Source organism: Shigella sonnei, assembly GCF_002950395.1.
Classification (GTDB): Bacteria; Pseudomonadota; Gammaproteobacteria; order Enterobacterales; family Enterobacteriaceae; genus ECMA0423.
In genome coordinates this window covers 4,246,533-4,270,252 of sequence record NZ_CP026802.1, presented here as the reverse complement: position 1 = coordinate 4,270,252, position 23,720 = coordinate 4,246,533, and the positions used below count along the sequence as shown (strand labels likewise).

27 protein-coding genes and 4 pseudogenes are annotated in these 23,720 nt (G+C 51.2%); 8 read left to right on the top strand and 23 right to left on the bottom strand.

The window, feature by feature from the left end; all coding sequences use genetic code 11:
* Positions 1–12 precede the first annotated feature (12 nt).
* From rplW to gspA, 8 genes and pseudogenes are all read right to left on the bottom strand, one after another.
* On the bottom strand, positions 13–315 hold the full coding sequence (rplW, locus tag C1P89_RS22015; RefSeq protein WP_000617544.1) for a 50S ribosomal protein L23: 303 nt from the start codon (positions 313–315) through the stop codon (positions 13–15).
* Complete coding sequence (rplD, locus tag C1P89_RS22010) at positions 312–917, bottom strand: 50S ribosomal protein L4 (protein ID WP_000424395.1); 606 nt, start codon at positions 915–917, stop codon at positions 312–314. Before rplD ends, rplW begins: the two co-directional genes overlap by 4 nt.
* Before the next feature lie 10 nt (positions 918–927).
* Positions 928–1,557: a 50S ribosomal protein L3 gene (gene rplC / locus C1P89_RS22005; RefSeq protein WP_000579835.1), complete on the bottom strand. Its 630-nt coding sequence runs from the start codon at positions 1,555–1,557 to the stop codon at positions 928–930.
* A 32-nt stretch (positions 1,558–1,589) separates the two neighbouring features.
* Complete coding sequence (gene rpsJ, locus C1P89_RS22000) at positions 1,590–1,901, bottom strand: 30S ribosomal protein S10 (protein WP_001181004.1); 312 nt, start codon at positions 1,899–1,901, stop codon at positions 1,590–1,592.
* A gap of 237 nt (positions 1,902–2,138) precedes the next feature.
* A pseudogene (locus C1P89_RS21995) lies at positions 2,139–2,396 on the bottom strand (type II secretion system protein GspB, cryptic system variant); the annotation flags it as partial.
* 71 nt (positions 2,397–2,467) lie between these two features.
* Positions 2,468–3,265: an IS21-like element IS21 family helper ATPase IstB gene (gene istB, locus C1P89_RS21990; RefSeq protein WP_000544828.1), complete on the bottom strand. Its 798-nt coding sequence runs from the start codon at positions 3,263–3,265 to the stop codon at positions 2,468–2,470.
* Positions 3,265–4,437, bottom strand: coding sequence for an IS21-like element IS21 family transposase (istA, locus tag C1P89_RS21985; RefSeq protein WP_000952382.1), 1,173 nt, complete (start codon positions 4,435–4,437; stop codon positions 3,265–3,267). The genes istB and istA overlap by 1 nt, the downstream gene beginning before the upstream one ends.
* 101 nt (positions 4,438–4,538) lie before the next feature.
* Positions 4,539–5,297: pseudogene (gene gspA / locus C1P89_RS21980) on the bottom strand (type II secretion system protein GspA); the annotation flags it as partial.
* Positions 5,298–5,476: 179 nt separating this feature from the next.
* Between gspA and C1P89_RS26160 the strand changes: the two are divergent.
* Positions 5,477–5,554 (top strand): annotated as a pseudogene (locus tag C1P89_RS26160) (hypothetical protein); the annotation flags it as partial.
* Positions 5,555–5,585: 31 nt separating this feature from the next.
* A protein-coding gene (locus tag C1P89_RS21975) for an IS1-like element IS1A family transposase (protein ID WP_237158176.1) occupies positions 5,586–6,283 on the top strand; the annotation gives its coding sequence in 2 pieces (ribosomal slippage) (positions 5,586–5,835 and positions 5,835–6,283; 699 coding nt in all).
* On the opposite strand, the pseudogene C1P89_RS21970 reads toward C1P89_RS21975, so the two are convergent.
* From C1P89_RS21970 to fkpA, 10 genes and pseudogenes are all read right to left on the bottom strand, one after another.
* Positions 6,284–6,796: pseudogene (locus C1P89_RS21970) on the bottom strand (lysozyme); the annotation flags it as partial.
* A gap of 291 nt (positions 6,797–7,087) precedes the next feature.
* Positions 7,088–8,272, bottom strand: coding sequence for an elongation factor Tu (gene tuf, locus C1P89_RS21965; protein ID WP_000031783.1), 1,185 nt, complete (start codon positions 8,270–8,272; stop codon positions 7,088–7,090).
* 70 nt (positions 8,273–8,342) lie between these two features.
* Positions 8,343–10,457, bottom strand: a complete 2,115-nt coding sequence (gene fusA, locus C1P89_RS21960) for an elongation factor G (RefSeq protein WP_000124700.1) — start codon at positions 10,455–10,457, stop codon at positions 8,343–8,345.
* Positions 10,458–10,553: 96 nt separating this feature from the next.
* Positions 10,554–11,024 carry a 30S ribosomal protein S7 gene (rpsG, locus tag C1P89_RS21955; RefSeq protein ID WP_001138043.1) on the bottom strand — a complete coding sequence of 157 codons (471 nt, stop codon included), beginning with the start codon at positions 11,022–11,024 and terminating at the stop codon, positions 10,554–10,556.
* A gap of 96 nt (positions 11,025–11,120) precedes the next feature.
* The gene (gene rpsL, locus C1P89_RS21950; protein WP_000246815.1) at positions 11,121–11,495 is read right to left on the bottom strand and encodes a 30S ribosomal protein S12; all 375 of its coding nucleotides are present in this window, start codon (positions 11,493–11,495) and stop codon (positions 11,121–11,123) included.
* A gap of 125 nt (positions 11,496–11,620) precedes the next feature.
* Positions 11,621–11,908 carry a sulfurtransferase complex subunit TusB gene (gene tusB / locus C1P89_RS21945; protein ID WP_000903367.1) on the bottom strand — a complete coding sequence of 96 codons (288 nt, stop codon included), beginning with the start codon at positions 11,906–11,908 and terminating at the stop codon, positions 11,621–11,623.
* Positions 11,909–11,915: 7 nt separating this feature from the next.
* Positions 11,916–12,275 (bottom strand): sulfurtransferase complex subunit TusC, encoded by a 360-nt coding sequence (tusC, locus tag C1P89_RS21940; RefSeq protein ID WP_000820714.1) that lies wholly within the window; start codon positions 12,273–12,275, stop codon positions 11,916–11,918.
* Positions 12,275–12,661, bottom strand: a complete 387-nt coding sequence (gene tusD / locus C1P89_RS21935) for a sulfurtransferase complex subunit TusD (RefSeq protein WP_001209713.1) — start codon at positions 12,659–12,661, stop codon at positions 12,275–12,277. Before tusD ends, tusC begins: the two co-directional genes overlap by 1 nt.
* Entirely contained in the window at positions 12,661–13,383 is a 723-nt protein-coding gene (locus C1P89_RS21930; protein WP_000091466.1) for a helix-turn-helix transcriptional regulator, read from the bottom strand. The genes tusD and C1P89_RS21930 overlap by 1 nt, the downstream gene beginning before the upstream one ends.
* Before the next feature lie 166 nt (positions 13,384–13,549).
* Positions 13,550–14,362: an FKBP-type peptidyl-prolyl cis-trans isomerase gene (gene fkpA, locus C1P89_RS21925; RefSeq protein ID WP_000838261.1), complete on the bottom strand. Its 813-nt coding sequence runs from the start codon at positions 14,360–14,362 to the stop codon at positions 13,550–13,552.
* 220 nt (positions 14,363–14,582) lie between these two features.
* On the opposite strand from fkpA, the gene C1P89_RS21920 reads away from it, so the two are divergent.
* Positions 14,583–14,801 carry a protein SlyX gene (locus C1P89_RS21920; RefSeq protein WP_001153615.1) on the top strand — a complete coding sequence of 73 codons (219 nt, stop codon included), beginning with the start codon at positions 14,583–14,585 and terminating at the stop codon, positions 14,799–14,801.
* Positions 14,802–14,849: 48 nt separating this feature from the next.
* Here the strand turns inward: C1P89_RS21920 and slyD are convergent, their stop codons facing one another.
* From slyD to kefG, 4 genes are all read right to left on the bottom strand, one after another.
* Positions 14,850–15,440 (bottom strand): peptidylprolyl isomerase, encoded by a 591-nt coding sequence (slyD, locus tag C1P89_RS21915; protein ID WP_000861334.1) that lies wholly within the window; start codon positions 15,438–15,440, stop codon positions 14,850–14,852.
* A gap of 94 nt (positions 15,441–15,534) precedes the next feature.
* Positions 15,535–15,735, bottom strand: coding sequence for a YheV family putative zinc ribbon protein (locus C1P89_RS21910; RefSeq protein WP_001007730.1), 201 nt, complete (start codon positions 15,733–15,735; stop codon positions 15,535–15,537).
* A gap of 9 nt (positions 15,736–15,744) precedes the next feature.
* Entirely contained in the window at positions 15,745–17,550 is a 1,806-nt protein-coding gene (gene kefB / locus C1P89_RS21905; protein ID WP_000399122.1) for a glutathione-regulated potassium-efflux system protein KefB, read from the bottom strand.
* Positions 17,550–18,101 (bottom strand): glutathione-regulated potassium-efflux system ancillary protein KefG, encoded by a 552-nt coding sequence (gene kefG / locus C1P89_RS21900; RefSeq protein ID WP_001445921.1) that lies wholly within the window; start codon positions 18,099–18,101, stop codon positions 17,550–17,552. Before kefG ends, kefB begins: the two co-directional genes overlap by 1 nt.
* A gap of 130 nt (positions 18,102–18,231) precedes the next feature.
* Here kefG and C1P89_RS21895 point away from each other — a divergent pair, with 130 nt between their 5' ends.
* From C1P89_RS21895 to C1P89_RS21880, 4 genes are read left to right on the top strand one after another with little or no spacing between them, the layout of a single operon-like run.
* A complete protein-coding gene (locus C1P89_RS21895; RefSeq protein WP_000634798.1) occupies positions 18,232–20,145 on the top strand; it encodes an ABC transporter ATP-binding protein in 1,914 nt (637 codons plus the stop codon).
* Positions 20,145–21,167, top strand: coding sequence for a hydrolase (locus C1P89_RS21890; RefSeq protein WP_000057400.1), 1,023 nt, complete (start codon positions 20,145–20,147; stop codon positions 21,165–21,167). Before C1P89_RS21895 ends, C1P89_RS21890 begins: the two co-directional genes overlap by 1 nt.
* Positions 21,161–21,379, top strand: a complete 219-nt coding sequence (locus tag C1P89_RS21885) for a YheU family protein (RefSeq protein ID WP_000907085.1) — start codon at positions 21,161–21,163, stop codon at positions 21,377–21,379. The genes C1P89_RS21890 and C1P89_RS21885 overlap by 7 nt, the downstream gene beginning before the upstream one ends.
* A gap of 53 nt (positions 21,380–21,432) precedes the next feature.
* Positions 21,433–22,302, top strand: coding sequence for a phosphoribulokinase (locus C1P89_RS21880; RefSeq protein WP_001274680.1), 870 nt, complete (start codon positions 21,433–21,435; stop codon positions 22,300–22,302).
* A gap of 54 nt (positions 22,303–22,356) precedes the next feature.
* Here the strand turns inward: C1P89_RS21880 and C1P89_RS21875 are convergent, their stop codons facing one another.
* Positions 22,357–22,761, bottom strand: coding sequence for an OsmC family protein (locus C1P89_RS21875; RefSeq protein WP_001148908.1), 405 nt, complete (start codon positions 22,759–22,761; stop codon positions 22,357–22,359).
* 301 nt (positions 22,762–23,062) lie between these two features.
* Here C1P89_RS21875 and crp point away from each other — a divergent pair, with 301 nt between their 5' ends.
* Complete coding sequence (gene crp, locus C1P89_RS21870) at positions 23,063–23,695, top strand: cAMP-activated global transcriptional regulator CRP (protein WP_000242754.1); 633 nt, start codon at positions 23,063–23,065, stop codon at positions 23,693–23,695.
* The last annotated feature ends 25 nt before the right edge of the window (positions 23,696–23,720 follow it).

Sequence of the window (23,720 nt, the reverse complement as noted above, 5' to 3'; positions counted from 1 at the left end):
TACTCCTCCGACTTACTCAGCGCCGCCAACGAAGTCCAGATTCTGGCCTTCTTTCAGGGTGACGTAAGCTTTTTTCCAGTCGCTACGACGACCGATACGCTGTCCGTGACGTTTAACTTTCCCTTTAACTACCAGGGTGTTAACGACTTCGACTTCGACTTCAAACAGTTTCTGCACAGCAGCTTTGATTTCTGCTTTGGTCGCGTCTTTAGCAACTTTGAGTACGATGGTGTTGGATTTTTCCATCGCAGTAGACGCTTTTTCAGAAACGTGCGGTGCACGCAGCACCTTCAGCAGACGTTCTTCACGAATCATGCCAGCATCTCCTCAACTTGCTTAACAGCATCAGCAGTCATTACGACTTTGTCGAAGGCGATCAGGCTAACCGGGTCGATACCAGTTGCATCGCGTACGTCAACCTTGTGCAGGTTGCGCGCAGCCAGGAACAGGTTTTCGTCCAGCTCACCGGTGATGATCAGCACATCTTCCAGAGCCATGTCTTTCAGTTTCTGTGCCAGCAGCTTAGTTTTCGGCGCTTCTACAGAGAACTTCTCGACAACGATCAGACGATCCTGACGTACCAGTTCGGACAGGATGCTTTTCAGCGCGCCGCGGTACATCTTCTTGTTAACTTTTTGACTGTGGTCCTGCGGACGAGCAGCAAAGGTCACGCCACCAGAACGCCAGATCGGGCTCTTGATAGAACCAGAACGCGCACGGCCGGTGCCTTTCTGGCGCCACGGTTTTTTACCGGAACCAGTTACTTCAGCACGAGTCTTCTGAGCACGAGTACCCTGACGAGCACCAGCTGCATAAGCAACAACAACCTGGTGAACCAGCGCTTCGTTGAAATCACGACCGAAGGTAGTTTCGGAAACAGTCAGCGCGCTCTGCGCGTCTTTCAATACTAATTCCATTGCTATCTCCTTACGCCTTCACAGCTGGTTTAACGATCAGGTCGCTACCGGTTGCACCCGGGACAGCACCTTTAACCAGCAGCAGGTTGCGCTCAGCGTCAACGCGTACTACGTCAAGGCTCTGAACGGTTACACGTTCGTTACCCATCTGACCTGCCATTTTCTTGCCTTTGAACACTTTGCCCGGAGTCTGGTTCTGACCGATAGAACCCGGAACGCGGTGAGACAAGGAGTTACCGTGAGTAGCGTCCTGGGTACGGAAGTTCCAGCGCTTAACGGTACCTGCGAAACCTTTACCTTTAGAGGTGCCAGTTACGTCAACTTTTTTAACCTCAGCAAACAGTTCAACGCTAATGCTCTGACCTACAGTGAACTCTTCGCCTTCAGCCAGGCGGAATTCCCACAGACCACGGCCAGCTTCTACGCCAGCTTTAGCGAAGTGGCCAGCTTCAGGCTTGGTCACACGGTTAGCTTTTTTAGCACCGGTGGTCACCTGAATAGCACGGTAGCCATCGTTAGCCAGGTCTTTAACCTGAGTAACGCGGTTTGCTTCAACTTCGATTACGGTTACTGGGATAGAAACGCCGTCTTCTGTGAAGATACGGGTCATACCCACTTTTTTACCGACTAAACCAATCATTGTTTCAACCTCTCAATCGCTCAATGACCTGATTAACCCAGGCTGATCTGCACGTCTACACCGGCAGCCAGATCCAGACGCATCAGAGCATCAACGGTTTTCTCGGTTGGCTCAACGATGTCAACCAGACGCAAGTGAGTACGGATTTCGTACTGATCGCGCGCGTCTTTGTTGACGTGCGGGGAGATCAGAACAGTGAAGCGCTCTTTGCGTGTCGGCAGCGGGATCGGACCACGGACCTGCGCACCAGTGCGCTTGGCAGTCTCGACGATTTCCGCGGTTGCTTGATCGATCAGACGATGATCAAACGCTTTCAGGCGGATACGGATTCTTTGGTTCTGCATGAGACCAGAGCTCCAATTATTTTATAAACGAAAATGATTACTCCTCAGACCCATTACGATTGATGGGAGAGTGTAACCGTTCTTACGTAGCTCCCCGATTGGGAGCATTGTTAGGTAGCCAAATTCGGCTAACTGAGGTTCAGATTGAACCTGCTGTCAACTACGACAAGCCCGCGCATTATACATACTTAACCACCGAACGCAAGCGTATTGCTAGTAAAGTAAACAGCCTTCGGGTTATCTCTCAAGTTCGTTCAGCGCATTTTTGACACGCTCTCTTAAACCGGCTTTCTCGTCGCTTTCTTTTACAGTATTTTCTTCGTCTTCAGAAGAAGAGGGAGCATTCTCAACCGCGACGTCTGGGTCATCTTCCTCCTCGACGGATTCGACGACGGGGAGTGGCTGTTTTTTGAAGAAATAGTGTTGTGTTGATTGTTTAAAAGCGGGCGTTTCAGCCTCTACAGTGACTTCTGCTTTTACTATCCAAAGCGCCCATTAAAGAAGCATTGTCAACGCCACGATGTTTGACCGTTATTTGCCATTTTCATGCCCGCTAAATACTTTCGTTACTGATGCTGTCCGCTTTCCACCATTTCATCATCACTGATTGGCGTTGTGTTTTTGGTCAGCACTCCAGCTTTACGTTTCTCTTTTAACCGGTAACTCTCTCCTTTGATATTCAGCGTGGTTGAGTGATGTAGCAGCCGATCCAGGATCGCTGTTGCCAGTACGTGATCTCCGAACATTTCTCCCCAGTCTGCGAACCCTTTGTTTGACGTCAGTATGATGCTCGCTTTTTCATATCGACGGTTCAGTAGCCGGAAGAACAGACTGGCTTCCTCTCTGTTCATCGGCAGATAGCCTATTTCATCCAGGATCAACACCCGGGCATAACTCAGTTGCTGTAGCTGACGCTCCAGCCGGTTTTCCTGTTTCGCTTTCATCAGTGTCGCGATCAGTCTGTCCAGTGGCATAAACAGTACCCGATGTCCCGCATCCACCGCTTTCACGCCAAGAGCTATGGCCAGATGAGTTTTTCCGACACCAGGAGGGCCCAGCAGGATCACGTTTTCGCTGCGCTCCACGAACGCCAGACCAGCCAGTTCCCGGACAACCTTACGGTCGATGCCCGGCTGGAAGGTAAAGTCGAACTGCTCCAGCGTTTTGACCCACGGCAGACGAGCCTGCTTCAGCCTGGACTCCATACCGCGCTGATGCCTGCCGTTCCATTCCTGCTGTAGCGCCATGCACAGGAACTCCCGGTAGTTCAGCTCTTTTTTAGCTGCCTGTTCCAGCAGGCTTTCAACGTGATAACTCAGATGCTCCATTTTCAGGCGACTCAGCAGGACTTCCAGTTCATGCATCACAACAGCTCCTCATAGGCACTCAGTGGTCGATGTTCCACCTGACTGACCTGCTGCCAGAGCGGGGCGTGATGCTCCGGCACTGTCTGCCAGCCAGACGATGCTGAACAGAGGCGATGTGAGGCCACCAGTTTCTCATTACTGTAGATCCGCAACTCGTCATCCAGCGATATTCGTATCGATACCGGCTGACCACACAGCGCTTCGGGAACGCTGTAACGATTACCACCAACCTCGATATAGCTGTCCCAGGACACATGGCGGATATCGAAGTAACTGGTATCGAAGTCTGTATCCGGTAACGGCTGCAGATGTTCCTGCTCCAGCGCGAAGCGCTGTTCCGGCGTTTCTTTGAACTGGCGAAGCTCCCGTTTGTCAGCCACATCGGCTATCCATTGCTCCAGTTGTTGATTGACATGAGTGAAGCTGTCGAACCTGCGGTACCGGACGAAGAAGTTCTCCTTGAGGTATTTCACCATCCGCTCAACCTTACCTTTTGTTCTGGCCCTGCGTGGACGGCATGCCCGTGGCAGGAAGTTATAGTGGTCAGCCAGCAACAGGAATCCGGAGTTGAACACGACTTTCCCGTTGTTATTCTTCAGCACCGCAGCCTTCTGGTTATCAACCAGCACCGTTTTCACACAACCACCGAAGTAGCGGAAGGCGCGAACCAGTGATTCGTAGGTATGCTCAGCATCCTGTTTTGGTGCGGCGAAGACATGGAAGCTGCGGGAGAACCCCAGCGTATTAACCGCAAAGTTAACTTTGCACCGTTGCCCGGCAACCTCCACCTCAACTTCGCCCCAGTCATGCTGGAGCTGGTATCCAGGCTGAGTTTCGAAGCGAACTGTTCTTTTTGACGGACGCATTTTACGTTTGGGCTGGATGTAGTAACGCAGCATGGAACGTCCGCCCGTATAACCCATTGCCTTAATCTCCGCGAAGATAACCTCGCTATTCCAGACATTCTCTGCCAGGCGCATGTCGATGTAATCCATAAACGGTTTCAGCTTAACCATTTTGTGGCGGGTCTTTCTGGCTGGCGGTTCAGGGTATTTGAGGTAGCGTCTGACCGTCCGTTCAGAGCAACCAATCTGAGTCGCAATATCGACGATGTACGCGCCCTGCTGGCGCATTTGCTTTATCATGTAAAAGTCCTCTCTGCTCAGCATGTTGATGTCCTTTCTGGTGTGAGAACCTTAAGGAAACAACATGTTGGGTGGAGCGGACAATCCAAATGGCGAATTACCGTCTTATATCACTGGCGCTGACAACCACAGGTAATAGCGATAATGGTTCCACTCATTACCACGGCAAGCTGCATTTTCCGGGGGCGGTTATCACCCAATATGCGGTAAATCATTCGCCATTGTTTTGCAGTGAAAACGCTGGTCTGCTCGGCTTGCTGTAATAAGCGAATTGTTTCGCCGGCAAGCGCCAGCTTTCTGCGATCGCCCCGACATAATAAAGCTATCCGTTTCAGAACTCTGGAGGTTAAAAGGAGATCGGGTTGGTCAATATTCTGACCTTCAAGGATGCTTGCCTTAAGTTCGTGCTCCGTCAGACGTCCTGTCGAGACAAGTTCAATGCCCTGTTTTTTAAAATCACGTTCGACTTTTCGATCGGGTCTGCCGATCAGCAAAAATTGACCGTCAGGAATAAGAGATATCGCGCGTTGGAGATCATCAAGTATGCGGCGGTGATTCAGGTGAGCATTTTCAATAATAATAAGAGGGCAGCGACTATCAGTTCGATGAAGCGCATGCAGTAATTGCCCCGCCATCTCATCTCGCGTCCAGGCGCTGTCACGGCAGCCCTGTTCAGCCGCGTTATCGTCGGTAACGATCCATGCGGCCTTACCTTGCCAGGAAACAACGAGGCTTAAAGTAATCACACGGCGATGTTTATCTTTTTGCAGTTGCTGCGCCAGCCAGGTTTTTCCACTTCCAGCCTCACCCAACAAATAGCACAGACGCCAGGTCTGACGTTTCTCACGCAACCAGGAAAGAATAACTTCTCTTCTCGTAGACATAGAACTTCCTGTTTTAATTATTGATTATCCTTAATCATAAAAATAATGTATGTATTTATTAATTAAATACATATTACTAATATAAATAAATTTTGCTTGATTCATGCAAGCGGCATTAATACTATTTATACTAACGTCAATATACAACCCACCCAATCTATTTTATTAGAACATACATCGTGCCCACACTACGTTTCCCCTTCCATCTGGCGAATCATAATAAAGATGCTGCCGGTGATGCTGCCAACTTACTGATTTAGTGTATGATGGTGTTTTTGAGGTGCTCCAGTGGCTTCTGTTTCTATCAGCTGTCCCTCCTGTTCAGCTACTGACGGGGTGGTGCGTAACGGCAAAAGCACTGCCGGACATCAGCGCTATCTCTGCTCTCACTGCCGTAAAACATGGCAAATGCAGTTCACTTACACCGCTTCTCAACCCGGTACGCACCAGAAAATCATTGATATGGCCATGAATGGCGTTGGATGCCGGGCAACTGCACGCATTATGGGCGTTGGCCTCAACACGATTTTACGTCACTTAAAAAACTCAGGCCGCAGTCGGTAACCTCGCGCATACAGCCGGGCAGTGACGTCATCGTCTGCGCGGAAATGGACGAACAGTGGGGCTATGTCGGGGCTAAATCGCGCCAGCGCTGGCTGTTTTACGCGTATGACAGTCTCCGGAAGACGGTTGTTGCGCACGTATTCGGTGAACGCACTATGGCGACGCTGGGGCGTCTTATGAGCCTGCTGTCACCCTTTGACGTGGTGATATGGATGACGGATGGCTGGCCGCTGTATGAATCCCGCCTGAAGGGAAAGCTGCACGTAATCAGCAAGCGATATACGCAGCGAATTGAGCGGCATAACCTGAATCTGAGGCAGCACCTGGCACGGCTGGGACGGAAGTCGCTGTCGTTCTCAAAATCGGTGGAGCTGCATGACAAAGTCATCGGGCATTATCTGAACATAAAACACTATCAATAAGTTGGAGTCATTACCGCCTTTCGCATCACCCGGACAGTTAGAAGAGGCTACCCACCAAGCATTTTTATATACCGCACCATTAAAGACGACATACCAGGTCTGACCGCCCTGCTGTTTATTCCAGGCAACTACAGAAGAATTAGACGGAACAGTGCCCTGTGCTGGTGTAGCCGAACCGCCATTAGCCGGCGTATTGGATGCAGGCGTATTTGAATTTGAAGAAGATGAGCTGCCGCTCTTTTCGCAGGAAAGTGTATTGCCAAACTGACTAATTTCAGCAGCTGTTGCGGTACGCTTTAAACGCCACGGGTTAGTTGCATCATTTGCTTTCGCTTTTCCCGGGCAATTTGTAGAAAAACCCCACCAGGCATTTTCATAAATTTTGCCATCGAAAATAACCTGATATTTATTACCACCTTGTTGGTTATTCCATGCTTCCATTGCCAATGCTGGCAGAGCGGAACACACCAGCCCCATACCAATCATAGATTTAGTAAATATATTTAATTTCATTATAATCCCTTGTGACGTAAAAACTGCAAAACAAAAGTCCTACGCAGGAATTATTTACGTTTTACGAGAACCCTTCAATATGAATTAAAGTGAGGCATTAAAAATAAGAAAAAAGCCTGACAAATGAAGAATTTTAAAAACAGAAACATTCATATTTAAAATATTAAATTGAATTGATATTTTAAATATGAATAATTTATTCGTTCTGACAGTACGAATAAGATATGCAGTCAACAAATGCAAAAAGGGCGCCGAAGCGCCCTTTTCAATTCAAAACTAATTAACGTGTAATTAGCCCAGAACTTTAGCAACAACGCCCGCGCCAACGGTACGGCCGCCTTCACGGATTGCGAAACGCAGACCGTCGTCCATCGCGATCGGGTGGATCAGGGTAACAACCATTTTGATGTTGTCGCCCGGCATTACCATCTCTACGCCTTCCGGCAGTTCGATGGTACCAGTCACGTCAGTAGTACGGAAGTAGAACTGCGGACGGTAGCCTTTGAAGAACGGAGTATGACGGCCGCCTTCATCTTTGGACAGAATGTACACTTCAGATTCGAACTTGGTGTGCGGCTTGATGGTGCCCGGCTTAGCCAGTACCTGACCACGTTCGATTTCTTCACGTTTGATACCACGCAGCAGAACACCTACGTTCTCACCAGCACGGCCTTCGTCCAGCAGTTTGCGGAACATTTCAACGCCAGTACAGGTAGACTTCTGAGTCTCTTTGATACCAACGATTTCAACTTCTTCACCAACTTTGATGATACCGCGTTCTACACGACCGGTAACAACGGTACCACGACCGGAGATGGAGAATACGTCTTCGATCGGCAGCAGGAACGGCTTGTCAATCGCACGCTCTGGTTCCGGAATGTAAGAATCCAGGAAGCCAGCCAGTTCCAGGATTTTCGCTTCCCACTCTGCGTCGCCTTCCAGCGCTTTCAGAGCAGAACCACGAACGATCGGAGTGTCGTCGCCCGGGAAGTCGTACTGAGACAGAAGTTCACGAACTTCCATTTCAACCAGTTCCAGCAGCTCTTCGTCATCAACCATGTCGCATTTGTTCAGGAACACGATGATGTACGGAACGCCTACCTGACGACCCAGCAGGATGTGCTCACGAGTCTGCGGCATCGGGCCGTCAGTCGCAGCAACTACCAGGATCGCGCCGTCCATCTGAGCAGCACCGGTGATCATGTTTTTAACATAGTCGGCGTGCCCCGGGCAGTCTACGTGTGCGTAGTGACGGGTCGGGGTGTCATATTCAACGTGAGAAGTGTTGATGGTGATACCACGAGCTTTTTCTTCCGGCGCGTTATCGATCTGGTCGAATGCACGAGCAGCACCGCCGTAGGTTTTAGCCAGTACGGTGGTGATTGCAGCGGTCAGAGTAGTTTTACCGTGGTCAACGTGGCCGATAGTACCAACGTTAACGTGCGGTTTTGTACGTTCAAATTTTTCTTTAGACACGGCTATATTCCTTACTATAGTGCTCTCCCCTTCAGGAGAGAGCACGGGACTTTGGTATTAACCCTTAGGCTTATTTACCACGGGCTTCAATTACGGCCTGAGCAACGTTACTCGGCGCTTCATCATACTTCAGGAATTCCATAGTGTATGATGCACGACCTTTGGTCAGAGAACGCAGCTGAGTTGCGTATCCGAACATTTCAGACAGCGGTACTTCAGCGTGGATCTTAACGCCAGTAACTTCAGATTCCTGACCTTTGAGCATACCACGACGACGGCTCAAGTCACCGATAACGTCACCGGTGTTCTCTTCCGGAGTTTCTACTTCAACCTTCATGATCGGCTCAAGCAGAACTGGTTTCGCTTTCTTAAAGCCTTCTTTAAAGGCGATAGAAGCAGCCAGTTTAAACGCCAGTTCAGAGGAGTCAACGTCATGGTAAGAACCGAAGTGCAGACGAATACCCATGTCTACTACCGGGTAGCCTGCCAGCGGACCTGCTTTCAGCTGTTCCTGGATACCTTTATCAACGGCCGGGATGTATTCGCCAGGGATTACACCACCTTTAATGTCGTTGATGAACTCGTAGCCTTTCGGGTTTGAACCCGGCTCCAGCGGGTACATGTCGATAACAACATGACCATACTGACCACGACCACCAGACTGTTTCGCGTGTTTACCTTCAACATCGGTAACTTTCTGGCGGATAGTTTCACGGTAAGCAACCTGCGGTTTACCTACGTTCGCTTCAACGTTGAATTCACGCTTCATACGGTCAACGATGATGTCGAGGTGCAGTTCGCCCATACCCGCGATGATGGTCTGGTTAGATTCTTCGTCAGTCCATACACGGAAAGACGGGTCTTCTTTAGCCAGACGGCCCAGAGCCAGACCCATTTTTTCCTGGTCAGCTTTGGTTTTCGGTTCAACTGCGATGGAGATTACCGGCTCAGGGAATTCCATACGTTCCAGAATGATCGGCGCATCCGGGTCACACAGGGTGTCACCAGTGGTTACGTCTTTCAGACCGATAGCAGCAGCGATGTCGCCCGCGCGAACTTCTTTGATCTCTTCACGTTTGTTAGCGTGCATCTGAACGATACGACCGAAACGCTCACGTGCAGCTTTCACGGAGTTCAGTACGGTATCACCAGAGTTAACCACACCGGAGTAAACACGGAAGAAGGTCAGGTTACCAACAAACGGGTCGGTAGCGATTTTGAACGCCAGTGCAGAGAACGGCTCGTCATCACTTGCGTGACGCTCAGCCGGAGTGTCTTTACCGTCGTCCAGGATACCGTTGATCGCAGGTACGTCAACCGGGGATGGCAGGTAATCAATTACCGCATCCAGCATCGCCTGAACACCTTTGTTCTTGAACGCAGAACCACAGGTTACCAGGATGATTTCGTTGTTCAGAACGCGCTGACGCAGAGCACCTTTGATTTCTGCTTCAGTCAGTTCTTCACCACCCAGGTATTTTTCCATCAGCTCTTCAGAAGCTTCAGCTGCGGATTCGATCAGGTTCTGGTGCCATTCGTTAGCCAGTTCAACCATGTCTGCCGGGATATCTTCGTATTCGAAGGTTACGCCCTGGTCAGCGTCGTTCCAGTTGATAGCTTTCATTTTCACCAGGTCAACAACACCGGTGAAATGTTCTTCAGCACCAATCGCCAGCTGCAGCGGAACCGGGTTCGCGCCCAGACGGGTTTTGATCTGGTTAACAACTTTCAGGAAGTTCGCACCCATGCGGTCCATTTTGTTAACGAACGCAATGCGCGGAACTTTATATTTGTTTGCCTGACGCCATACGGTTTCAGACTGCGGCTGAACACCACCAACTGCGCAGTAAACCATTACCGCACCATCGAGAACACGCATGGAACGTTCTACTTCGATTGTGAAGTCAACGTGCCCCGGGGTGTCGATGATGTTGATGCGATGCGGCTCATACTGCTTAGCCATACCAGACCAGAATGCAGTAGTCGCAGCGGAAGTGATGGTAATACCACGTTCCTGCTCCTGCTCCATCCAGTCCATGGTTGCAGCGCCGTCATGAACTTCACCGATTTTATGGTTTACACCGGTGTAGAACAGAATACGTTCGGTAGTAGTGGTTTTACCGGCGTCGATGTGCGCACTGATACCGATGTTACGGTAGCGTGCGATGGGTGTTGTACGAGCCATTTGTTTCCTCGTTTATCTTTTAGGCGTTCAATTTAAGTAGCCCAAAGCGGGCTGCTTACTGGAAGCGCCCGCCTGGTGACTAAAACTCCGAAGGGATTACCAACGGTAGTGTGCGAACGCCTTGTTGGCTTCGGCCATACGGTGAACGTCTTCACGTTTCTTAACTGCAGTACCTTTGTTTTCTGCAGCATCAGAAAGTTCGTTCGCCAGGCGCAGAGCCATGGATTTATCACCGCGTTTACGAGCAGCTTCAACGATCCAACGCATTGCCAGAGCATTACGACGAACCGGACGGACTTCAACTGGTACCTGATAAGTAGAACCACCAACGCGGCGAGACTTAACTTCTACAGTCGGGCGCACGTTTTCGAGAGCTACTTCGAATGCTTCCAGTTCAGATTTACCAGAGCGCTGAGCCAGGGTCTCCAGCGCGCTGTATACGATAGATTCAGCAGTAGATTTTTTACCATCTACCATCAGGATATTTACAAATTTAGCCAGCAGTTCTGATCCGAACTTCGGATCCGGCAGAATTTTACGCTGACCAATGACGCGACGACGTGGCATGGAAATACTCCGTTGTTAATTCAGGATTGTCCAAAACTCTACGAGTTTAGTTTGACATTTAAGTTAAAACGTTTGGCCTTACTTAACGGAGAACCATTAAGCCTTAGGACGCTTCACGCCATACTTGGAACGAGCCTGCTTACGGTCTTTAACGCCGGAGCAGTCAAGCGCACCACGTACGGTGTGGTAACGAACACCCGGGAGGTCTTTAACACGACCGCCACGGATCAGGATCACGGAGTGCTCCTGCAGGTTGTGACCTTCACCACCGATGTAGGAAGTCACTTCGAAACCGTTAGTCAGACGAACACGGCATACTTTACGCAGCGCGGAGTTCGGTTTTTTAGGAGTGGTAGTATATACACGAGTACATACGCCACGTTTTTGCGGGCATGCTTCCAGCGCAGGCACGTTGCTTTTCGCAACTTTGCGAGCACGTGGTTTGCGTACCAGCTGGTTAACTGTTGCCATTAAATAGCTCCTGGTTTTAGCTTTTGCTTCGTAAACACGTAATAAAACGTCCTCACACAATATGAGGACGCCGAATTTTAGGGCGATGCCGAAAAGATGTCAAGAAATATACAACGATCCCGCCATCACCAGGCCATCTGGCTGGAGTGCTTAACCGTAAGTCTGACGAAATCAGTATAGTCAATGGGAATGATGTCGTTCGAAATTTGACCAGTCAAACCGCGGGCAATAAGGTCTTCGTTCAGGGCATAGACCTTAATGGGGGCATTACGCAGACTTTCAAGGTAGCGGTTACCGTCAACTGCGGCAGTTACGCCATCTTGCAATAATAGCAGTTCGTCGCCTTCACTGAGCAGACGCAGCAGCGCAGCAAAATCCGCCAGCCAGGGTGAACGATGTAATGTGTGCAGCATAAAAGCCTCAAAACCTCAAAATAACATCGTAGTTGGCGAGTTCGCGGCGTAAGGCATCTGCTTCGAGCGGCGTGGCTTCGACAACAAAGGGGGTCTGCGGATCTAACCCGCGTTCGCGCAGTGAAGCCGCACAAACCCAGCACTGTTCAATGTCGTACAGACCCAACAATTTAAAAGTGGCAATGTAATCACGCGCCAGCACTGCATCGGGCTTTTGTCCTGGCAGCAGCTGAAAAACGCCATCAGCTATAAAGAAGACAGCCAGATCATCAGTTAATGCGGAAGTTGCCAGTAAAGCATCTAAACCTTCCCGACCAGCAGCTGTACCATGAGGCGCAGTAGAAAAAACAAACGCAATTCGTTTCATCAGAACTGTACCACCCTGTCACAGGTCAGCGAGGCTTCCGCCAGCGCGCCAAGTCCGCTTAAGGTAAATCCCGGCTGAAGGTTTGACGAGGCCAGCCCCAGCCTTCCGGCCTCCGTTTCATCAACAACGCCACGGCGTAATGCTGCCGCTACGCAGATATTCAGCGCCACACCATGTTGCGCATTCAACTGTTGCCAGCCGCGCACAAGGTCAAATTCGTCGCTTGCCGGTGAGGTCAATTGGTTAGCGTTATAGACCCCTTCCCGATAAAAAAAGACGCTGCTTAACTCATGGCCTTCTACTATCAGCGCCTGCGCAAACTGAAAAGCACTACTCGCCTGTTGCGTACCGTATGCTGGCCCGGTCACCACGATGGCAAAACGCATTACTTATCTTGCCCCTGGAAATCACCGCTTTTGAACTGGCGGATGTAGAGATAGACAGTGTGTTTGGAGATGTTCAGGCGGTCAGCAACCTGGTTGATCGCGTCTTTAATATCGAAGATCCCTTTCTCGTAGAGATTCAGCACGATCTGACGATTTTTGGCGTTATTAGAAACATTGCGATCGGCATTTACTTCTTCGATGGTGAACTCCAGCGTTTGGGTAACCAGATCTTCAACAGAAGAGGCAAAGTTGACGCTTGAACCGACATCCGGGGTTTCTGGCGGCACAAAAGTGCTCATAATCTGCGAGAAGGGAACATCAAGATTCATATTGATGCACAGCAGACCAATTACACGCTGTTCGCGGTTACGAATCGCGATAGTCAGGGACTTCATTAATACGCCGCTTTTGGCGCGAGTAAAGTAGCATTTAGAAACGCTGCTATCCGCTCCCGTCATATCGTGCAGCATACGTAGCGCCAGGTCAGTAATTGGCGAACCAATCTTCCGGCCTGTATGTTCACCGTTAGCAATGCGAATGGCTGAACATTTTAGATCCTGCAAAGAGTGCAAAACGATTTCACAGTGGGAGCCAATAAGCATCGCTAACCCGTCCACCACCGCTTCGTAGGATTTCAGAATATCAAAATCGGTCTGGTCGAAAGGACGTTGATCCAGTAAATCCAACTCACTGGTTTCGTTGGTTAAAAGCGACCTGGACATGAAAAAAAACACTCCTTTTCAGGAGCCTGTCGTTAACTTTTCAGGGCAGGCTCATTAATGATGCGGGTAACTAAATTAATACAGCGGAGGTTCCGCTTTCCAGCACTAATTATATCCGGCCTGTAATAAAAAAACCGCCGCCTGGTCAGGCGGCGGTTCTTAATGCTTATTTTTTAGCAGAATCTGCGGCTTTCGCATCAGCTTCCGGCTTTGCATCAGCCTTCGGCGCTGGTTTCACATCCAGCAGCTCTACGTCAAACACCAGGGTAGAATTCGGTGGGATCCCCGGAACACCCGCTTTGCCGTAAGCCAGTTCTGGTGGAATAACCAGTTTGATCTTACCGCCTTTCTTGATGTTCTTCAGACCTTCTGTCCACCCCGGGATAACACCGTCCAGACGGAAAGAGAGCGGTTCACCACGGGTGTAAGAGTTGTCGAACTCTTTACCGTCGATCAGCGTACCTTTGTAGTTCACTACAACAGTATCGCTGTCTTTCGGTGCTTCGCCTTTACCGGCTTCTACTACCTGATAAACCAGACCAGTTGAAGAGGTTTTCACACCTTTCTCTTTGGCAAATTTCTCGCGGTACTCTTTACCTTTTGCTTCGTTATCAGCCGCGTCTTTTTCCATCTTCGCCTGAGCAGAAGACTTCACGCGAGCTTCGAATGCTTGCAGAGTCTGTTCGATCTCTTGGTCGGAGAGTTTGCTCTTATCAGCAAATGCATCCTGAACACCAGCGATCAGCTGATCTTTATCCAGTTTGATGCCCAGTTTTTCTTGTTCTTTAAGAGAGTTTTCCATGTAACGACCCAGCGAAGCACCCAGTGCATAAGCTGATTTCTGATCGTCATTTTTGAACGCTGCTTTGCTGTCAGCAGTTGTAGCAGGTTTTGCAGCTTCAGCAGCAAAAGTGATTGGTGCATGCAGGGCAACGGCCATTGTGGTCGCCAGCAGCGTTACTTTAAACAGTGATTTCATCCATATCTCCAGGATCGGGGCATCTCACCCCAGGGTTAACTATTATCAGAAGGGTACTATAAAGCGTTGTCGAACAAATCTACATACAGACACGCCCTATTATCATCTATTTTCAGACTCTTTTTGTTTAAATTAGTTTCGATGACCGCGAAATGAGTGCTGTCTCGGGCAGCAAAGTTAAGTAGAATCCGCGGCGACCATTCGACAAAAGAGGTGAATCATGCAGGATTTATCATTGGAAGCACGCCTGGCAGAGCTGGAGAGCCGACTGGCTTTTCAGGAAATCACCATTGAAGAACTGAACGTCACGGTGACCGCTCATGAAATGGAGATGGCGAAACTGCGCGATCATCTGCGTCTGCTGACCGAGAAGTTAAAAGCCAGCCAGCCGTCGAACATCGCGTCGCAGGCTGAAGAAACGCCACCGCCACATTATTGAGGCGTAAAAAAAGCGGGGATTCCCCGCTTTTTTGTCACCTTTTCGGTATTAGTGGCAACCACAACCGCCGTTGCCTTTACCGCCACAGCAGCCTTCGCCACCGTGTTCATGACCGTGATCGTGGCCATGACCGCCGCAGCAACCGTCGTGGTCGTGATCGTGGTGATGATCGTGCGCGCCGTGAACGTGACCATGAGCCAGTTCTTCTTCGGTCGCTTCACGAATCGCCACAACCTCAACGTTGAATTTCAGGTTCTGACCGGCCAGCATGTGGTTACCATCAACCACTACGTGATCGTCTTCAACCGCAGTGATTTCAACCGGTACCGGACCCTGGTCGGTTTCAGCCAGGAAACGCATACCTACCTGCAGTTCATCAACGCCCATAAATACGTCTTTAGGAACACGTTGCACCAGGTTTTCGTCGTACTGACCGTAAGCGTCGTTCGCGCCAACAGCGACATCAAATTTGTCGCCAACTTCATGACCTTCCAGCGCCGTTTCCAGGCCAGAGATCAGGGAACCGTGACCATGCAGGTAGTCCAGCGGCGCACTCACCGGAGACTCATCAACCAACACACCGTCTTCTGTACGTACCTGATAGGCCAGGCTGACCACCAGGTCTTTTGCTACTTTCATGATATCTCCTGAGCATGGGAAGAATAGTGGCGCAGATTGTAGCGGAATTCTGCAGCCGTGTACTCACTAGCTTAAAAAAACTCGGCGCATATCGCTAGTCCGGATGAAAAATCCCGATCACTTGCTCATCTTTGCGAACGTGATCGCGGGCTTCTTTGTCTGCTTCTCGCATCTGATGTCCGCACTTAACGCATTCAACAATATCAATATTATTTTCGCGCCACATCGCCATTGAATCCTGTGCCTGACAGGCCGGGCATTTTGCGCCCGCAATAAAACGTTTTCGGATTGCCATCTTTACCCTCTACTCAAATTCATCCCAGCCGTCCAGCTGGCGTCGTTCTTGTTGCATTTCACGCTGGAAAATCTCTTCCAGTTCGCGTCGGGCTTCCCTGGCGCGAGAAATTTGTACAGTATCGGCATGCATTGGGATGAGCTCTCGCAGCATCCGCATATCCAGGCGGCGAAAATGCAGTTGCGCCCGCTGCGCCTGATGCGGATGCATCCCAAGCGTGACCAAAGTCTTGCGCCCCAGCTCTAACGCACTGGAGAATGTTTCACGGGAAAACTGCGTCACCCCTGCCTGTAATAACTCATGCGCTTCCACACGTCCGCGCGCTCGCGCAAGAATATGCAAATGCGGAAAGTGCTGCTGGCATATTTCCACCAGCTTCATGGTGTCTTCCGGCTCGTTACAGGTAATGACGATAGACTCAGCGGCCTCTGCACCCGCAGAACGTAATAGATCGACCTGCGTGGCGTCGCCGTAATAAACTTTGTAGCCATATTTACGCATCAGGTTAACGGCGCTGATATCCCGCTCCAGCACGGTAATGCGCATTTTATTTGCCATCAGCAAACGACCAATCACCTGACCAAAACGCCCGAAGCCCACGACAATGACCTGGGGTTTATCATCGTTGACCCACGGTTTTTCGTCTTCTTCTTCCGGTCCGTTAAACTGGCGGGATAGCCATTTATCCACCAGCTTCATCAGCAACGGCGTGGTCATCATGGAAAGCGTCACCGTCACCAGCAACAGCGCCATCTGGTCGCCCTGGAATAAACGTTGTGAAGAAGCGGTAGAAAAGAGGACAAAGGCAAACTCACCGCCCTGACTCAACACGCCAGCAAACTGCATCCGCTCTGAGCTACGCACGCCATACAATCGCGCCAGCAGATACAGCACGAGAATTTTCACCGCCACCAGCACAACCACGCTTATCACTACCCACAACAGATGGGTATAAAGCACCCCGAGGTTGAGCGACATGCCGACAGAGATAAAGAACAAACCGAGCAGCAAGCCTTTGAAGGGATCGATAGCCGTTTCCAGTTCATGGCGATATTCACTTTCCGCCAGCAGCACGCCCGCAATAAATGTACCGAGCGCCATCGACAGCCCCAGCGCATCCATAAACAATGCGGAACCCAACACCAGCAGCAGCGTCGCGGCGGTGAACACTTCCCGCACGCCAGAAGCTGCAATAAAGCGGAATACCGGACGCAGTAAATAGCGCCCACCAATCAGCATGCCGACAAACGCCAGCACCTTCATGCCGATCTTCATCCAGTCGAAATGTTCGTCTGCCGACCCCGCCAACAACGGCACTAACGCCAGTGCTGGGATCACTGCCAGATCCTGAAACAGCAGAACCGAAAACCCGAGCTGGCCGGATTCGCTGCGATTCATCCCTTTCTCACGCATCAATTGCAACGCCATTGCAGTTGAAGACATCGCAAGGCCAATGCCACCGACCACCGCCGCCTGCCAGGCGAAATCCGTCAGCATCAATAATCCCGCCAGCAACGCCGCGCTTAACAGCACCTGTGCCGCGCCTACGCCAAAAATCGAACGCCGCAGTTGCCAAAGTTTGGAGGGATTCAACTCAAGGCCGATGATAAACATCAGGAATACCACGCCGAGTTCCGAAAAGTGGAGGATCTCATCGACGTCGCTAATAAACCCCAGCCCCCACGGGCCAATTGCAATCCCTGCCAGCAAATATCCCAACACAGCGCCAATCCCCAGCCGCGATGCCAACGGCACCGCAGCCACCGCCGCGAAGAGAAACAGCACTCCTGCGAGTAAAAAATCGGAACCTTCCATCAGCGGCCTCCTGGAGACAGCGGATTTGCCAGCCAGTCACCGTAGGCTCTGGCGTGGCTCGCCAGCTCCTTTGCGCTTTGCCGTCTCGCCCAGTAAATAATGATGGGACTTAACCAATGCATCCGGCACATGCCCGCCGCCAGTTCAAAGGGGCGCAGCACATCGCTCATCGGGTAGCGATTCAGCGCGTCATAACGGTAAGCACTTTCCGGCTCGCCGGTGGTAATCACGTTACGCCAGTACTTTCCCGCCAGTTGGTTTCCTCCCGGCCCGCTGGCAAAACCACGACTTAATACCCGGTCCAGCCACTCTTTCAGTAGCGCCGGGCAGCTATAGGTATAAAGAGGATGCTGAAAGACAATCACCTCGTGCTCGCGCAGTAATGCCTGCTCACGGGGGATATCAATAAAAAAATCGGGATAGTGCGCGTAAAGGTCGTGCACGGTAACATTGCTGAGCTGCGTGGCCGGTTTAAGCAGTACCCGGTTTGCCACCGAGTCCTGAGATTCCGGATGGGCATACAGCAGCAAAACTTTCGCTGGCTGAGACATCATCCCCCTCCCGGTATGGTTTTTGTGTATAGTCGCTGTTTTGGGCTACCATTGCGCCCGGTGCGGCAGCTCGCCCATACATTACATTATCATAATGATAAGTTAACATAGTCTGAACATACGGCGCCTTATGATTGTTTTCTCCTCGTTACAAATTCGTCGCGGCGTGCGCGTCCTGCTGGATAATGCCACCGCCACCATCAACCCCGGGCAGAAAGTCGGCCTGGTGGGTAAAAACGGCTGTGGTAAATCTACCCTGCTGGCATTGCTGAAAAATGAAATCAGCGCCGACGGCGGCAGCTACACCTTTCCGGGAAGCTGGCAACTGGCGTGGGTGAATCAGGAAACGCCAGCGTTACCGCAAGCGGCGCTGGAATATGTCATTGACGGCGACCGTGAATATCGTCAACTGGAAGCGCAGCTGCACGACGCCAACGAACGTAACGACGGGCACGCCATTGCGACCATTCATGGCAAGCTGGATGCTATTGACGCATGGAGTATTCGCTCCCGTGCCGCCAGCCTGCTGCACGGCCTCGGTTTCAGCAATGAACAACTGGAGCGCCCGGTAAGTGATTTCTCCGGTGGCTGGCGTATGCGTCTTAACCTTGCCCAGGCGCTGATTTGCCGTTCAGACTTGCTGCTGCTCGACGAACCGACTAACCACCTCGATCTCGATGCCGTTATCTGGCTGGAAAAATGGTTGAAGAGCTATCAGGGCACGCTGATCCTGATCTCTCACGACCGCGACTTCCTCGATCCGATCGTTGATAAAATTATTCATATCGAACAACAAAGCATGTTCGAGTACACCGGCAACTACAGTTCGTTTGAAGTACAGCGCGCCACCCGTCTGGCGCAGCAACAAGCGATGTATGAAAGCCAGCAGGAACGCGTGGCACATCTGCAAAGTTATATCGACCGTTTCCGTGCCAAAGCCACCAAAGCGAAGCAGGCCCAGAGCCGCATTAAGATGCTTGAGCGTATGGAGCTGATTGCCCCCGCGCACGTCGACAACCCGTTCCGCTTTAGCTTCCGCGCGCCGGAAAGCCTGCCAAATCCGTTACTGAAGATGGAAAAAGTCAGCGCGGGCTATGGCGATCGCATTATTCTCGACTCGATTAAACTGAACCTGGTGCCCGGCTCGCGCATTGGTCTGTTAGGCCGCAACGGCGCGGGTAAATCGACATTAATCAAACTGTTAGCCGGTGAACTTGCGCCAGTCAGCGGTGAAATTGGTCTGGCGAAAGGGATCAAGCTCGGCTACTTCGCCCAGCATCAACTTGAATACCTGCGCGCCGACGAATCACCTATTCAACATCTGGCACGTTTAGCGCCGCAGGAGCTGGAACAAAAACTGCGTGACTACCTCGGCGGCTTTGGTTTCCAGGGCGATAAAGTAACCGAAGAAACGCGCCGCTTCTCCGGTGGGGAAAAAGCCCGCCTGGTGCTGGCATTAATTGTCTGGCAGCGTCCGAATCTGCTGCTGCTCGACGAACCGACTAACCACCTTGACCTCGACATGCGTCAGGCACTCACCGAAGCATTAATCGAGTTTGAAGGCGCGCTGGTTGTCGTTTCGCACGACCGTCATTTGCTGCGTTCCACCACTGACGATCTCTACCTGGTTCACGATCGTAAAGTCGAACCGTTCGACGGCGATCTGGAAGATTATCAACAGTGGTTGAGCGACGTACAAAAGCAGGAAAACCAGACCGACGAAGCGCCAAAAGAGAACGCGAACAGCGCCCAGGCACGTAAAGATCAGAAGCGTCGGGAAGCGGAGCTGCGTGCGCAAACCCAGCCGCTGCGTAAAGAGATTGCCCGTCTGGAAAAAGAGATGGAGAAGCTGAACGCGCAACTGGCGCAGGCGGAAGAGAAACTCGGAGACAGCGAACTGTATGACCAGAGCCGTAAAGCGGAGTTGACCGCCTGCCTGCAACAGCAAGCCAGCGCCAAATCCGGCCTGGAAGAGTGCGAAATGGCGTGGCTGGAAGCCCAGGAGCAGCTTGAGCAGATGCTGCTGGAAGGCCAAAGCAACTGATGGCGCAGATAACGACGACCGATGCCAATGAATTCAGCAGCAGTGCTGAATTCACCCCTATGCGCGGCTTTAGCAATTGTCATCTACAAACTATGCTGCCGCGTTTGTTTCGTCGTCAGGTGAAATTCACCCCGTACTGGCAGCGGCTGGAGTTGCCCGACGGCGATTTTGTCGATCTCGCGTGGAGTGAAGCCCCTGCACAGGCTCGGCATAAACCGCGTTTAGTGGTATTTCACGGGCTGGAAGGCAGTCTCAATAGCCCTTACGCCCACGGTCTGGTTGAGGCGGCGCAAAAGCGCGGCTGGCTGGGCGTGGTGATGCATTTTCGCGGATGCAGCGGTGAACCAAACCGTATGCACCGCATTTACCATTCGGGCGAAACCGAAGACGCCAGTTGGTTTTTACGCTGGCTGCAACGCGAATTTGGTCATGCGCCAACGGCTGCCGTCGGCTATTCGCTCGGCGGTAATATGCTGGCCTGTTTGCTGGCAAAGGAAGGCAATGATCTCCCGGTTGATGCGGCGGTGATTGTCTCTGCGCCGTTTATGCTGGAAGCCTGTAGCTATCATATGGAAAAGGGCTTTTCCCGCGTTTATCAGCGTTACTTGCTGAACCTGTTAAAAGCCAATGCCGCGCGCAAGCTGGCAGCCTACCCCGGAACGCTGCCGATTAATCTCGCGCAGTTAAAATCGGTACGTCGCATCCGTGAATTTGACGATCTAATCACCGCCAGAATTCACGGCTACGCCGACGCTATCGACTATTATCGTCAGTGTAGCGCCATGCCGATGCTGAACCGGATCGCCAAACCGACGCTGATTATTCACGCCAAAGACGATCCGTTTATGGATCATCAGGTGATCCCGAAACCGGAAAGTCTCCCCCCGCAGGTGGAGTATCAACTGACTGAACATGGCGGTCATGTTGGCTTTATTGGCGGTACATTACTTCATCCGCAAATGTGGCTGGAGTCACGCATTCCTGACTGGTTAACAACGTATCTGGAGGCGAAATCATGTTGATTCCGTGGCAAGACCTCTCCCCCGAAACGCTGGAAAATTTAATTGAAAGCTTTGTGTTACGTGAAGGCACCGATTATGGTGAACATGAGCGTACACTTGAACAGAAAGTCGCCGACGTCAAACGCCAGCTACAGTGCGGAGAAGCGGTGCTGGTATGGTCGGAGCTGCACGAAACGGTCAATATCATGCCGCGCAGTCAGTTTCGCGAATAGCCTGCAACCGTCGGCGGACGAGATAATAATGATAGCTAAGTCATGGAGTTACTATGTCTGCCAAACATCCGGTCATTGCGGTAACAGGATCCAGCGGCGCGGGGACCACCACCACCAGCCTCGCGTTTCGTAAAATATTCGCGCAGTTAAATCTGCATGCAGCTGAGGTGGAAGGCGACAGTTTTCACCGTTACACCCGCCCGGAAATGGACATGGCGATCCGCAAAGCGCGCGACGCCGGGCGGCATATCAGCTACTTCGGCCCCGAGGCTAACGACTTCGGCCTGCTGGAACAAACCTTCATTGAATACGGTCAGAGCGGCAAAGGGAAATCTCGCAAATATCTGCATACCTACGACGAAGCCGTACCGTGGAATCAGGTACCGGGGACATTCACCCCCTGGCAACCTTTACCGGAACCCACTGATGTACTGTTTTATGAAGGTTTACACGGCGGCGTAGTCACGCCACAGCATAACGTTGCGCAGCATGTGGACTTACTGGTCGGCGTGGTGCCTATCGTTAACCTTGAGTGGATTCAAAAACTGATCCGCGACACCAGCGAGCGCGGGCACTCACGAGAAGCAGTGATGGACTCAGTAGTGCGTTCAATGGAAGACTATATCAACTACATCACACCGCAGTTTTCCCGCACCCATCTTAACTTCCAGCGCGTTCCCACCGTCGACACTTCAAACCCGTTCGCGGCAAAAGGTATCCCGTCGCTCGATGAAAGCTTTGTGGTGATCCATTTTCGTAATCTGGAAGGGATCGATTTCCCCTGGCTGCTGGCGATGTTGCAAGGCTCATTCATTTCCCACATCAATACGTTAGTGGTACCGGGCGGCAAAATGGGTCTGGCAATGGAATTAATTATGCTGCCGCTGGTGCAACGATTGATGGAAGGAAAGAAAATCGAGTAACTCTGCTATTACGCCGGATAAAATACTATCCGGCTTCACAACGGGATAGTTAAATCACGCGGCAACCACTTCATACGAGTGAGTAATATTCACCGCTTTTTCCAGCATCAACGCCACTGAACAATATTTCTCAGCAGAGAGATCAACCGCACGCGCAACCGCTGCGTCTTTCAGGTCGCGACCGGTGACGATAAAATGCAGATTAATGTGCGTAAACAGGCGTGGTGCCTCTTCGCGGCGTTCAGAGGTCAATTTTACTTCACAATCGACCACATCCTGACGCCCTTTTTGCAGGATAGAAACCACATCGATGGCACTGCAACCACCCGCCGCCATCAACACCATTTCCATCGGACTTGGTGCTTTATCGCCTGAGTTGCCGTCCATTAAAATCTGGTGACCAGAGGCGGATTCGCCCAGAAAAGTTAACCCTTCGACCCACTTCACTCGCGCTTGCATTTTTGCTACTCCACTGCGTCAATTTTCCTGACAGAGTACGCGTACTAACCAAATCGCGCAACGGAAGGCAACCTGGGTCATGCTGAAGCGAGACACCAGGAGACACAAAGCGAAAGCTATGCTAAAACAGTCAGGATGCTACAGTAATACATTGATGTACTGCATGTATGCAAAGGACGTCACATTACCGTGCAGTACAGTTGATAGCCCCTTCCCAGGTAGCGGGAAGCATATTTCGGCAATCCAGAGACAGCGGCGTTATCTGGCTCTGGAGAAAGCTTATAACAGAGGATAACCGCGCATGGTGCTTGGCAAACCGCAAACAGACCCGACTCTCGAATGGTTCTTGTCTCATTGCCACATTCATAAGTACCCATCCAAGAGCACGCTTATTCACCAGGGTGAAAAAGCGGAAACGCTGTACTACATCGTTAAAGGCTCTGTGGCAGTGCTGATCAAAGACGAAGAGGGTAAAGAAATGATCCTCTCCTATCTGAATCAGGGTGATTTTATTGGCGAACTGGGCCTGTTTGAAGAGGGCCAGGAACGTAGCGCATGGGTACGTGCGAAAACCGCCTGTGAAGTGGCTGAAATTTCGTACAAAAAATTTCGCCAATTGATTCAGGTAAACCCGGACATTCTGATGCGTCTGTCTGCACAGATGGCGCGTCGTCTGCAAGTCACTTCAGAGAAAGTGGGCAACCTGGCGTTCCTCGACGTGACGGGCCGCATTGCACAGACTCTGCTGAATCTGGCAAAACAACCAGACGCTATGACTCACCCGGACGGTATGCAAATCAAAATTACCCGTCAGGAAATCGGTCAGATTGTCGGCTGTTCTCGTGAAACCGTGGGACGCATTCTGAAGATGCTGGAAGATCAGAACCTGATCTCCGCACACGGTAAAACCATCGTCGTTTACGGCTCTCGTTAATCCCGTCGGAGTGGCGCGTTACCTG